This is a genomic window from Candidatus Babeliaceae bacterium (assembly GCA_041660765.1).
Lineage (GTDB): Bacteria > Babelota > Babeliae > Babelales > Babelaceae > JBAZVR01.
Window position 1 is genome coordinate 1 of record JBAZVR010000002.1, and the last position, 12,729, is coordinate 12,729.

Below are 12,729 nucleotides of genomic sequence, written 5' to 3' on the forward strand. Positions count from 1 at the left end.
GAAAAAAATAGACCACCTTTATGAAAATACTTTTTTCGTGCTTGCTACGATTACAACGCGCGTTTTAAAACAAAAAGATCTTAAAATTATTATTGCGAGGACTTAATCATGAATTTCAAACAAGCTCATATATTATTTTTGCTTATTTGTCAAAAATGCAATCTACCGATTAAATAATAAATATAAATGGTAATTTACTTAACTTTGCGCTTTTACCCATGCCATAAACATTGCCTTAAAAGAATCGGTAATGGCGCCGCTGCCTTGGATCATAGTAGCAGATCCGCCACAGTTGAGCCCTTGGCTTTTTAACCATTCAATTAAAGCTTTGCCATTAATTACCGTAAATTGGGGAGAAATAAGTATCAAAAACTGGCTATGTGCAACCAAACAATATACGCCCGATTGTTTTTGAGCAAGTTGCTGAGCAATTTCACGCAGTTCAGACGCAAGCGCAGGCTCTATAGTTACATAACATACCGGTATATTATTAATAATTTCTGTTTTTTGTAGCCATTCTGCGCTATTTTTCTTAATAAGCTCTTTTTTTAATTGCTTATTATCTGCCTGAGATGATTTTAAGAGAGCTTGTTGTTTTTCGATAGCCTCTAGAACATCTGCCGGCTTGACTTTAAATTCTTGAGAAAGTGATTTTATAGTTGCATAACTTTCTTGAAAAAGTGCCACTGCTTGTGGCCCCGTCACCGCAACAATGCGACGATTGCCCGCCGATAATGTTGTTACTTCTGTTATTTTAAAGCAACCAATATCACCAGTTGCTGTTACGTGCGTCCCACCGCATAGCTCTGCAGAAAAACCTGGGACTTCGACTACTCGTACATTCTCTGGATTATATTTTTCTCCAAAAAAGGCAGTAACGCCACGATCAACAGCATTTTTGTATGTACTTACGGTAACCTGTACGCGTATATTTTCTTGAATTTTTTTATTAACTAATGCTTCGATATTTTTTATCTGCTCAGCAGAAAGGGTTTCTTGATGAGTAAAGTCGAACCTTAAATAATCAGGCGCAACGAGGGAGCCGGACTGTTTAATATGTTTGCCAAATATATTCACAAGAGCAGCCTGCAAAAGATGGGTTGCTGTATGATTTTTTGCAGCATTCTGACGCAATTCTTTATCAACAAGTAACGTTAATGCGTCGCCGACTCTTAAAAGTTCTGTTGATTGTAGCTCAACTGCAATCGCATTACCCATTTTTTTAAGATTAAGCACCGGCATGCGATCATGTGATTTTATAATCCAGCCTTGATCGCTTATTTGTCCACCGCATTCTACATAAAATGGAGACTGAGCTGTTATTATCCAACATTTTTCTCCAGCAGGAATTTCTTCTACTTCTACTCCATTGCACAAAATTTTTGTTATATGCGTTGCCGTTTCTAACTCAGAATACCCCGTAAATTCTGAGTGTTCTTCACCAGATACAGTAATAGTAGTTGCCTGAGTATCTATATTTTTTTTACCGGACTGCACTCGCTGGCGTTCCATTTCTTTTTCAAAATTAATAACATCAACAGTATAACCATTATCGTGAGCTATTATCTTAGTGAGTTCTACCGGAAACCCATAAGTGTCATAGAGCTTAAATGCCTGAGCCCCACTAATAATTTTATTTTTGTTATCTTCTTCAAAATATTTTTTCAAGATAGTTTGTCCATGTATAAGATTATGTGAAAATTTTTCAATTTCACCTGTAATCAACGTATGCACAAAGTCTTTTTGCGCAACAAGCTCTGGATATATATCACCCATTGCATGTGCAATAGTAAAAACCAGCTCCGGAAAGAAATTGTCTCCACTGAGTTTTTGTGCAAATAATGCGGCTCTTCTAATAATTTTACGCACTACATACCCACGCCCTTCATTAGAGGGGATACACCCATCAGTAATAGCAAACGTAGATGATCTAATATGATCTGCTATAACCCTAAAAGCCGCTTTTATTTCTGGCGTTGCGCTAGAATAATCATGCCCAGTAAGCTTTTCTGTTGCATGTATAATAGATGCAAAAAGATCTACTTCAAAAACTGATTCTTTGTGTTGCATAACCAAAGATAAACGCTCCAAACCCATCCCTGTATCAACGCCGGTTTGTTTTAAGAGGGCATCATGATAATTACCAGCTTGATCTTTGGAACGATCAAACTGCATAAAAACATTATTCCAAATTTCTAAAAATCTATCGCATGAGCAACCAGGAGCGCATTCTTTTGTTCGACATCCATGATCAGCGCCTCTATCAAAATATATCTCGCTGCAGGGGCCACAAGGCCCTATATCACCCATTTGCCAAAAATTATCAGCGGCCCCTAAACGAAAAATCCGTTCTGTGGACAATCCAATAATGTTATGCCAAATATCATAAGCTTCTTGATCGTCAGTAAAAACTGTTACATATAGCTTTTCTTGGGATAGGCCTAAGTCTATGGTCAAAAATTCCCAGGCATATTGAAGTGCTTCTTTTTTAAAATAATCACCAAATGAAAAATTGCCCATCATCTCAAAAAAAGTTAAGTGGCGCTCGGTAAACCCAACATTTTCTAAATCATTATGCTTACCGCCAGCCCTGATACATTTTTGTATAGAAACGGCGCGCGTATAACTTCTTTTTTCTTTACCCAAAAAAACATCTTTAAATTGATTCATTCCCGCATTGGCAAATAACAGCGTCGGATCTTCAGCAGGTATTAACGACGAACTTGCCACACGCTCATGACCTTTTTTAATAAAAAAATCAAAAAATTTTTTACGAATTTCAATAGATTTCATAGTTTATATCCTGTTATAAGAGGCTTTTCTTATAGTAAACAAGTATATACTAAGAGCCTGGTTTTATAAAACTAGATTCTCGATTCGCGTTTTTTAAAACTTTCTTCTTTAAGATAATAGGCATCTCCACTCAGCTGAATATTTTTATTTACTTGCTGGTGTAATTCTTCGAGAGAAATATTCTTATCCACAAAAATATCTGTTTTATCAAATTCACTACCTTGACTTTGATTATGCCATTGTTCATCTGGCCGTATAACAGGAGTTGATTTTATATCTTGGAGCTTGGTAATAAGAGGGTGCAGCTGTTTTTGTACCGATTTTGATGAAAAAAGAGCCTTATACCAAGGTTCTTTTGTAGCAACTTGCGCTGCATCTGCATAGAAAAAGAGACGTGCAAAATTTTTATGCCCTTTATTTATAAAAACTCGATACTGTTCTATAAACGGGTGTACGGGCTCTTTGATAGCAGCATCTTGCTGTATACAACGGAATCCTCTTGGCGGAGAAAAGTAAAGGCTTTTATAAATAACGCTTTTCGCATAACGAAGTATTATAAACTCTTGCGCATCAATTGAATTGTTTTCATCTTTTTGCAGCACGTAGACGGATCTTGTTGGCACATCATAAGCAACATAAGGCTCTCGTGTATTACTTAGGATAATTAACGGCTTATAGCGCTTATCATCACAAGTCTCTTTCTCAACAGCCAACCCAGAACCAACAAAACATAACATCATTAATATAAATATGCGCATTTTCATAATTATCTTTATTACCACGGTGCAATACGCGACCAAACACGTGCAAATAATCCTTTTGAAGCTAAAGCCTTTTCAGCATTGGCTCTCATCCGCGTTTCGGCCAAAATAATCAAACGCTCATTTTCTTTTTCTCTCTGCTGATTCAATTCTTCACATTTTTTTATTATTTTTCGACCTCTATCATCCATGCTTAAAGAAGCTAGGAAAATACATGCCTTTTGCTTCAAGTGCAACAATTCCTCTGCATCTGTCCAGTATGGTTTTATTTCCATCTTAGAATAGTGCAAAGCCATAGAAACCCCAGGTAACATCGTATCCTCCATCATGCTCATGAAATCTTTTTTGCTTTCTTCAACAGCCAAGCCAGAGCCAACAGAGCATAACGTCATTAACACAAGCATACGCATTTTCATAATTACCTTTTATCTCTATAAAAACATTAAAATAATAGTATGTTTTTATTATATCGGTAATTATATTACTGTCAATTTGAGTTAAAAAAGCTGCCTACGAAACCGTGATACTAGAAGCATTCCCCTGAATAGCATACAATTTACCTGCCGTTACCGATTTGATATTCGTAATAACGCCCCAATTAGGATCGCCGTTCCAAAAAATTTTAAAATTGGCTGGTTTTGGATCAGGATTTGTAGCTGGATCTATAGTGGGTAAATACACTAAAACAGGCGTATCTTTAGGCAAATCTACTTTAAAATTAACCAATAAATCAGTTTTACTATTAAGCCATTGAACGGTAAATACCGTTGATGATAAAGTAGCTCTATTAATCAATTGAATAAACGGAGCGCTCAAGCATATCGGCGCTATGCACAAGCTCAACACAATAAATAATAAAATTTTCATCTTCATATTTTCACTCCAGCAATTAATTATTTACTAAACACACATAATAATACTAATATAATTTAATAAAAAAAATCAAGCTTATACTTGACTTGCTGAGACAAAAAAAGTGACAGTTATACAAGATGCATGAGCAATAGAAGGTTTACAGAAATGAATAAAACAATAATACCTGATCATTATGCATATAGGCCAGTTCGGCCGCTTTTTCAACTGATAATGATAGTCATAACCGGATCTATTCTTGCTGTATCGTTGTATCGGTCATCACTGTATTTTACGTCGACTGATCCAACGCCTGCCATTTCACGATTGACTCCCAAGATCTTAGAAGGCTTTGCGGGCAATCCAAGCGTAGTCCGTACTGGTATCTTTATTAGTGATTTTTTAACATTTGATCCGGTCAAAAATGACTTTATATTTAAGGGAATTGTTTGGTTTGAACTTGACCCCGCCATTATTTCTATAGATATGCTCAAAAAATTCACGTTTGAACGGGCTGAAATACTTGAACGGTCTGAACCATATACTCGTATTATCAATGATAAATTATTTGTAAGATATGATGTAAAAGTTCGATTTAAAACACAACTTCAATATAGTTATTTCCCTTTTGACGATCATAGAATTTTTTTACAATTGGTTCATGGAGTCGTTTCTCCCGACGAAATGATTTTTGAATCGTCCTCTGCTGATTTTATTGTGCATTTTTCTACCGCTGCTTTGGGATGGACCGCTATTGACCGTCATGTTGTCACGGGATTTATCGAGTCGGATGTTGACCCCTATGACCCAAAAAAAAATGTCTATCATCCAAGCGTTTTATTTTCTATTGATTACCAAAGAAATGGCATTAGATATGCCCTAACTATTTTACTGCCACTGTTATTAATTTTCTTTGTTTCTCTATTTATTTTTTCAATCGACGCATTTAAATATTCAACTGTTGCTGTTTCGTTGGCGGCCGGTAGCGTTACCGCTCTTTTAGCATATCGGTTTGTCATAGAAAATTTTTCACCAGCAGTAGGCTATTTTATGCTTTCTGACTATATCTTTTTTCTTTTTTTGTTTGCGTCATCATTTGTTTTTTTCTTCAGCATTATTTTAGTAAAATTAACCCACTTATTAAAAAAAATTATTATCATGGGACTACATACCTTTGTATCAGGAGTGTGTATTTATTTGTTCTTTTTTTGGCTACATTAAATAGAGGCGTGCCGTATGAAAACAACGTTTATTATAATAAACATATTTTTTATACACGCAGTTGCTCTTGAAAATTTTACAGATCTACAGCATTATATCGCAACACTGCCAGAAAATATAAAAAGTGATAATCATGACTGGAGCGATCCTAACTACAGCACTTTTCATGCGCAATTAAAACCTTCTTGGACCGATACTATCATGCAATTTTTGCATCTCAAAAAAAAACCGCTCTGGAATATAAGAAATATAAAAAAATTGCTCGATGAGTTAATTGCAACGCGTAAACCATTACTAGAAAAAGCGCCCTACGTTATTAATATTACCAGTAAACCAGGCGCTCAATTTGTTATATGGGGAGACCTCTTTGGCGCAGCTCACTCGTTATTTAGAGATTTAGAATATTTTTACGAGCAAAAAATAATTGATGATAACTTTTCTATAACAAAGCCCAATTATTATTTTATTTTTTTAGGCGATGCCATGGATCGATCACCCTATGTTTTAGAAACACTTCATATTATTCTTACCTTAATGCAACGCAATCCTGACAATGTTTTTTACCTCAAAGGCAAGCATGAAACGAATGATTATTGGAAAAACTTTGGTTTAAAACGAGAAATAGAGATATTCTTAAAAACAAACTTTCAAGAAAAAAAACGTTTTGAAAATACAGTAAGCTTATTTTTCAAATCATTGCCTGAAGCTCTCTATATTAATCAAAAAGATTCAACGCACAATGTAATTAGACTGTCACATGGCCCACGCAATGATTATACATTTAATGAAATGTATCTAGATAATTTTTTTACAAAAAATATTGGCACCATAGATGCCATTACTTTGCAAGACCAATATAAATCTCTTAACCCTCCAGAAGTCGCTGCAATTATTAAAGGAGGGGAACATATGAAGCCAGCTATTATAACCAATGGATTGGATTTATTAGAACCTGATCAAGGAGCAACTGCCTGGTCGCTTATTTCTTGCCCAACTCAAATATATCAAGAATTTTTTGATTTTTACGCTGACGCATTTGCACAATTAAAACTCGGCGCCACTATTGATCAAGCAACCATACAATTATTTTATCAAGATTTAAGAAACAAAGCCGGGTTTAAGCAAAGCCCTGTATATAATCTTGTTTCTGGACAAATTACAGATGCTAACGTAACGGAAAGTAAACCAACCTATACTATCGGCTCAACAATGGCCCTTACAAAAGGCGTTTTCTTTATGGGTCAACGTATTAAACGTGGTATTTCAACCCTTATTAACCAACAAAATCAACTTGGTGGTATTAATGGTCATATTATAAAAACTATTATCTTTGATGATGAATATGAACGTAGCCTCGCCTTGAAAAATGTCGAAATACTCAGAAATCGCTATAAAATTGATACATTGCTCTTGCCTGTTGGAAGCCCTACACTTGAGGCTTATATCGATTTGGTTAAATCAGGTAAAATTACCGTTTTATTTCCTGTAACAGGGGCTCCCTATTTTAGAAAACCAGAACTAAAAGGGATTATTAATTGGAGAGCTTCTTATGCAGATGAAGCTCGAGCACTTATTGAGCATATGGTAGGCCGATACGCAGTAAAAAAATTCGCGTTTTTTTATCAAAATGATGCGTATGGACTTGGGCCATTAGAAGCAGCTCATACACTATTAAAAGAAAAAGGGATCACCGATTGGGTAGACGTTCCATACAACAGAGCGGAAACCGATTTTACCAGCGAGGCAGAAATTATTAAGAAAGCCCAGCCAGACGCCATAGGATTTTTTTCGATTGCTAGCGCCTCGGAAGAATTGATTAGAAATCTTGGCATTGATACGCTTATTACGCGCAAACTGTTTGGTATATCATTTTTAGCAGAAAACACGTTTAGAAAATTTTTAAAAGATCGGGGATTAGAAGTACTTTTTGCTCAAGTTGTCCCCAACCCAAAAACAAGTGATCTGCAAATAGTACAAGAATTTAGAACACTGATGGATGAAAATAACCTCCCCTATGACATATTTGCCCTAGAAGGATATATCTGCACCAGCCTCTATCTCGAAGCGCTCAAAAACTTAAAAGACCCAATAACGCCAGAAAAACTTATTGGGTACTTTGAATCACTGAATAAATTTCAGTACAAAGGCTTAGAATTAACGTTCAACCCCGAACGTCGCGACCTGACACAAGATGTATGGTTTGAAATCAGCGACGCCCTCTGGACAAAATATAGCGCTACAAAATAGTCTTCTATAATCCAAAGATTAATAATACGGCGCGCAATAAGAGTAGTGTGGCGATAATGAGACAGGCTTTTTTTATAATATTATTTTTTTTGCTTTGATACATCTTGCTCAATCTTACCCACAACAAGCAACTTATAGTTATTACAGCAATTAAAAAACTTATAATAATATTACTGCCTAATGACACAAGAGCACTCACAAATAATGCTTTTTTTATTGATATAACATTCGCCAAATACCATCCCATATTGGGTATTTTTTCTAACAATAAAGAGCTCTTATTTTTATTTGCAACTTCAATATCTACATTTGTTATTGATACATGAGAATTGTTGTATACAACTTTTCCATCAAGCGAAACAATAAATGGCTGCGCATATTGTGTATTTTTTTGCTGCAAATTGGCAATAAATGATTGCATGGAACAGGTAATTCCAATAACCCCAAGCGGCGTACGTTGCTCTTTATCATCAACGGCATAATAGGCCAGCGCATACGTTGTTATCATTTCATGCGTATTGCTGTCTTGATAAGGGGGGATCCACAACGCTCCGTGATCCAACGCCTCTGTAAACCAATAGGGGAGATTGTTATTTTGTAGCTGCGTTATGGCAAGATCACTATTTTTCTTAGTAACTTCATACATATTCCACGGCTGAGCAGGATCATTTTTTGTAATAACAGCTACAGACATTGCACTAGTATTTTCTACAAGATCTTTTTTTAACCGTTCTCCCAACGCATTTAGTACTATTTTTTGGTTACTCAAATCAAAAGCCAACGAATGCGCCCATGCTTCTAATACATACGTAGTGCGACTTATTTGTTGCGCCTCACGCTGTAAATTGATTTTAAATTCTAATTTTTCTGTATATAAAGCCCTACTCACAGAATAATAATATTTATACAAAAACATATTGAACATGATGACAGAGATGATAAAAAAAATTCGTAAACATAACTGCCCTGCATGCGGCAAAAAGTGGTACTTGCGTAGCAAAAATTTAAAATAAGATCGCTTCTTAACCAAAAAATAAATTACATACATAATACACAAAATAAAGAGTGTAAAAAGTATTATTTTCATCATTAATAGCGGGCGCTCTACCTCTCGCATATTTATTTTAACAACAATGCCCCATTCCATGAGTGGTATATATTCCCAAACAAAAAAGCATTTTGCTTTTTTATAATCTAAAAAAATGCCCGTTCCTTTATGCCCATTAACTGACTTTTGCAAGGGGATCGCATGCGATTCGCCGAGTGCAATTTTATAAGTAAAACCTGCGTTTTGATCAAAACGCGTTGGAAACAAAACTACGGCATGATCATCAATTTTTTTCCCCACAACAATTTCACCCGTTGCGCCAAGACCTGCGTAATCATGCGTCAAAACAGTTATATTATTAAGTATTACTGCAAACGCAATGGTTCCTAAAAAAACTTGTTCATAAAAAATGGGCGCCGTTATACATAATGTTTGTTGCTGAGCAATAGGGTGCAAAAAAAAATCAGAAATATCCGGCTCGAGTAAAATTTGAGCTCGCTGCAATGAGTTTTGCAATGCTTTATTATCTTTGTACATCATAAAATTATCAGAAAAAGCTACGAGTGGCGTATTATGCGCATCAAAAATAATAATGTCATGATAATCTTTAGAATAATTTTTTTTTAAAAAATCTTGTACTTGAACTATAGTTATTTTTTTGTTTAAAAAATCTATAACCTGAGACACACTTGTTAATTCTTTAACCTTTTGCATTTCTGATTGTATGTAATGATTAAGCCTTTGCTTGGTCGTATCCAGCGTGCTGTTCATAGCAATACGTGTATTTTTAAGAAAAGTAGTTCGTATATACATATAACCAAAAAATGAGGCTACTACTACAAATGCAATAATACCAATTAATATACTGCGAGCTGCTGCATAAAAATGAGATAAATTAGTTATTCTAAGGCCCATTTTTTATTCCATCCTTCATACAGTTTTTCTAAAAAGCCCTCCCAATTTATTCTTCCACGAAATGATGGAAATGGAATTGGCCGGATCGCTTTATGTGAACTCCATACAATATCAAACTGTCCCTGCTGAGTTATTTTACCAATACGCACTGTTTTCCAGGTATGATTATTATTAGGATCTATGTAGACTATGCCTTCCGGAGCATCTTGACCCTGTTTTTTTATAGCGTTTTTTATTTTAAGCACTTGTGATGTCTTTACTTCTCGAACCGCTTGCGCCCAGAGACCTATGCCAAAATATGCAGCTTCTAACGGATCACTCACCACACGATCTTGACCGTATTTTTTTTTAAACCGATCGACAAAACGTTCATTAGTCGGCGAAGCAACACTTTGGAAATAACTCCATGCAGCATAATCACCTACCAACTCCTGTGCGCCTAATACTTCTAAATCTTGCTCAGCTATACTAAAAGACATAGTGGGAATTTTATCCGGCGTTATGCCCGCATTTCGTAATGCTTTAAAAAAAGTATTATTGCTATTGCCATTAATCGTATTAATAATAACTTTTGGCTGCAATGCGACAATATTTTTTACAATACCCTCAAAAGACGTGCCTCCTAGCGGCACATACGCTTCACCAATTATTTTTCCATTAAATAATTTTATATAATTTTTAATAATTTCATGGGCAGTTCTTGGAAACACATAATCAGATCCGACTAAAAAAAACGTTGCGCCAAGATTATAATAACACCACGTTACCCCTGGTAATATTTGTTGATTGGGTGTAGCTCCTGTGTAGATTATATTCGGAGAATCTTCAAGCCCTTCATATTGAACCGGGTAAAATAACAGATGATCATGTTTTTCTACAATAGACTTAACAGCCTTTCTACTTGCAGACGTCCAACACCCAAAAATAACATCGACCTTATCCTTGGTAATTAACTTTTCTGCTTTGGCTGCAAATGTTGCGGGATCCGATGCACCATCTTCTACAATGGGCTCTATAGACCTTCCCAATAGCCCGCCACTATCATTAATTTCTTCAATTGCCATAAGCGTCGCATCGATAATAGGCAGCTCGCTAATAGCCATTGTCCCCGTTTGGGAATGCAAAATCCCCACACGTATTGGCAATCTTTTTTTTATAACAACTATAGATAGATACACGAGCGAACTTGCAGCAGCAAGAGCAAAAATAAGTATGCTTATAAAAATAATTTTTCTTCCCGCCGCCTGCGCCATTACACCCCTTTTTTTATTAATAAGATTAGTTATTTTTTTATTAATAAAGCAAGATTACGGCCATCATACATTTTTGCAGCGAAAAACAACCACTATTGCTTTTTAACCGCACTTACAGGTTCAAATTTCATTGTGAAGCTTTGACTTGTACCCTTAATACTCAATTTCCATTCAACAGAACCCAAGGGGAATTTTAGTTGCTGATTAAAATTATCAGCTCCAATCGCAGGTATTATTAGATCTTGAATATCAATAGGTAACGCTTGATAACCCTTACTGTCAATCATAGCACTGCGCAATTGATTACTCTTAATTTTTTCTAGATCAATATTAAACTCAAAACTGTTTTTGCTAGATTCTAGGCGCTTATTAAGCGCACTTAAAAAGAGAGAAAGCTGAGTTATATCAGTAAATTCTTTTGGGATTGGTTCTGTTTCAAAAGATACATACTTTTTCCCCTTCTTAGACTCAGGCACCTTTTGGCCCAAGCGCTGAAATTCGATTAAAAGTGAATTTTTATCAAGCTTGGCCTGCAATTTCCATTTAAAAAAGCCAGCCGTAAATTCTACTGGGTTAGCAACATCATTCAAAGAATTAAAAGATTTTAATGTATCTTGAACAGCGACAGGTAATGCCTTAAACTCACCACTCATCACAAAGTTTTTCAACTCGTTATCAGTAATCTTAATTCTATCAATAGTAATATTAAATTCTGACTTACCGACGTCTAACAGCCTATTTATTTCCCCTACAATACCATAAAGTTCGCCCAAATTTTGAACTTGAGTAATTTTTTGATCTGCATAATATTCTTGATATGGCTGTTCTTTAGATGGCAGCTCTTGTTCCGGTGCTGTAGGCGTAATTCTTACATTAACCTTTTTTGGTAGACGCGCCTTATCACCTTCTTCCAACGGATCAAACTCTATCATACACGCAATATTATCCTCACCTTTTCTTTTTTTGAAAGTTATGCGAATGCCATGAATAGTCAACTTTATGGGAATAATACTAGCTGATTGGAGTAATTCTTTAATACCAGCATCAATTTTATTTTTGGCATATGGCTCTGGAATAAAAGCAATAGGTTGCTTCGCTTCATTGTTAATAGAACGTTCAAGATAGGGCACTTGCTCATTCATATTGAAAGTCATAGTGCCAAAGTTTGAATTTTCAATTGTTAATGGTTCTTTATACCTCCGATCATTATCAGCTAAAGCTAATACACTGAAATAGACTATAGCCCTATTCGTTTCAGCATTAATTGCCTCGGTCCTTAAAACAGAATTTGACCACCAGGTATATCCTGTTCTTCCACCAACCAAAAAAGCCACGGCCAACGCCGCGATTTTTGGATTTTGTGCAATTTTACTTGCCGTAGCGGTAATTCCCCAACCTATAGCTCTACCCGCAGCACTACCCGCAGCTTCAGTCGCTTTTTGAAAGCCTTCCGATGTAAAATAACCAGCGTTTACAATAAATCCTTGTACAAGCGTTAAGCTTGCTAATAATACTAAAAATTTAGAGTATATTTTTACTTTCAAAACAGCCCCTTTTCTGCTATTTTATTTCTATTATTATTTTTAATATAACAGATTATGCATTCAATAAACAAGAAAAATGCTTACCAATTTTTTTA

At 35.5% G+C, this 12,729-nt stretch carries 9 protein-coding genes; 2 read left to right on the forward strand and 7 right to left on the reverse strand.

Translation table 11 applies throughout. From position 1 onward, the window contains the following. Window positions 1-198: 198 nt before the first annotated feature. From alaS to WC707_04970, 4 genes are all read right to left on the reverse strand, one after another. Window positions 199-2,793 carry an alanine--tRNA ligase gene (gene alaS / locus WC707_04955; GenBank protein MFA6066498.1) on the reverse strand — a complete coding sequence of 865 codons (2,595 nt, stop codon included), beginning with the start codon at window positions 2,791-2,793 and terminating at the stop codon, window positions 199-201. Between the two features lie 71 nt (window positions 2,794-2,864). Next, window positions 2,865-3,557, reverse strand: coding sequence for a hypothetical protein (locus WC707_04960; protein ID MFA6066499.1), 693 nt, complete (start codon window positions 3,555-3,557; stop codon window positions 2,865-2,867). 11 nt (window positions 3,558-3,568) lie between these two features. Continuing rightward, window positions 3,569-3,970: a hypothetical protein gene (locus tag WC707_04965; protein MFA6066500.1), complete on the reverse strand. Its 402-nt coding sequence runs from the start codon at window positions 3,968-3,970 to the stop codon at window positions 3,569-3,571. A 94-nt stretch (window positions 3,971-4,064) separates the two neighbouring features. After that, a complete protein-coding gene (locus WC707_04970; GenBank protein MFA6066501.1) occupies window positions 4,065-4,427 on the reverse strand; it encodes a hypothetical protein in 363 nt (120 codons plus the stop codon). A gap of 147 nt (window positions 4,428-4,574) precedes the next feature. On the opposite strand from WC707_04970, the gene WC707_04975 reads away from it, so the two are divergent. Continuing rightward, window positions 4,575-5,627 (forward strand): hypothetical protein, encoded by a 1,053-nt coding sequence (locus WC707_04975; protein ID MFA6066502.1) that lies wholly within the window; start codon window positions 4,575-4,577, stop codon window positions 5,625-5,627. 15 nt (window positions 5,628-5,642) lie between these two features. Next, the gene (locus WC707_04980; GenBank protein MFA6066503.1) at window positions 5,643-7,874 is read left to right on the forward strand and encodes an ABC transporter substrate-binding protein; all 2,232 of its coding nucleotides are present in this window, start codon (window positions 5,643-5,645) and stop codon (window positions 7,872-7,874) included. A gap of 4 nt (window positions 7,875-7,878) precedes the next feature. On the opposite strand, the gene WC707_04985 is transcribed toward WC707_04980, so the two are convergent. The 3 genes from WC707_04985 to WC707_04995 form a co-directional block, all read right to left on the reverse strand. Beyond that, window positions 7,879-9,837, reverse strand: a complete 1,959-nt coding sequence (locus tag WC707_04985; GenBank protein MFA6066504.1) for a hypothetical protein — start codon at window positions 9,835-9,837, stop codon at window positions 7,879-7,881. Beyond that, window positions 9,822-11,090, reverse strand: coding sequence for an urea ABC transporter substrate-binding protein (gene urtA / locus WC707_04990; GenBank protein ID MFA6066505.1), 1,269 nt, complete (start codon window positions 11,088-11,090; stop codon window positions 9,822-9,824). Before urtA ends, WC707_04985 begins: the two co-directional genes overlap by 16 nt. A 92-nt stretch (window positions 11,091-11,182) precedes the next feature. Beyond that, window positions 11,183-12,634, reverse strand: coding sequence for a hypothetical protein (locus tag WC707_04995; protein MFA6066506.1), 1,452 nt, complete (start codon window positions 12,632-12,634; stop codon window positions 11,183-11,185). Between the last annotated feature and the right edge of the window lie 95 nt (window positions 12,635-12,729).

What these genes read in the sequence shown, in the direction of transcription:
- alaS (MFA6066498.1), bottom strand. Translation starts at nt 2,793, where the DNA reads ATGAAATCTATTGAAATTCGTAAAAAATTTTTTGATTTTTTTATTAAA.
- WC707_04960 (MFA6066499.1), bottom strand. Translation starts at nt 3,557, where the DNA reads ATGAAAATGCGCATATTTATATTAATGATGTTATGTTTTGTTGGTTCT.
- WC707_04965 (MFA6066500.1), bottom strand. Translation starts at nt 3,970, where the DNA reads ATGAAAATGCGTATGCTTGTGTTAATGACGTTATGCTCTGTTGGCTCT.
- WC707_04970 (MFA6066501.1), bottom strand. Translation starts at nt 4,427, where the DNA reads ATGAAGATGAAAATTTTATTATTTATTGTGTTGAGCTTGTGCATAGCG.
- WC707_04975 (MFA6066502.1), top strand. Translation starts at nt 4,575, where the DNA reads ATGAATAAAACAATAATACCTGATCATTATGCATATAGGCCAGTTCGG.
- WC707_04980 (MFA6066503.1), top strand. Translation starts at nt 5,643, where the DNA reads ATGAAAACAACGTTTATTATAATAAACATATTTTTTATACACGCAGTT.
- WC707_04985 (MFA6066504.1), bottom strand. Translation starts at nt 9,837, where the DNA reads ATGGGCCTTAGAATAACTAATTTATCTCATTTTTATGCAGCAGCTCGC.
- urtA (MFA6066505.1), bottom strand. Translation starts at nt 11,090, where the DNA reads ATGGCGCAGGCGGCGGGAAGAAAAATTATTTTTATAAGCATACTTATT.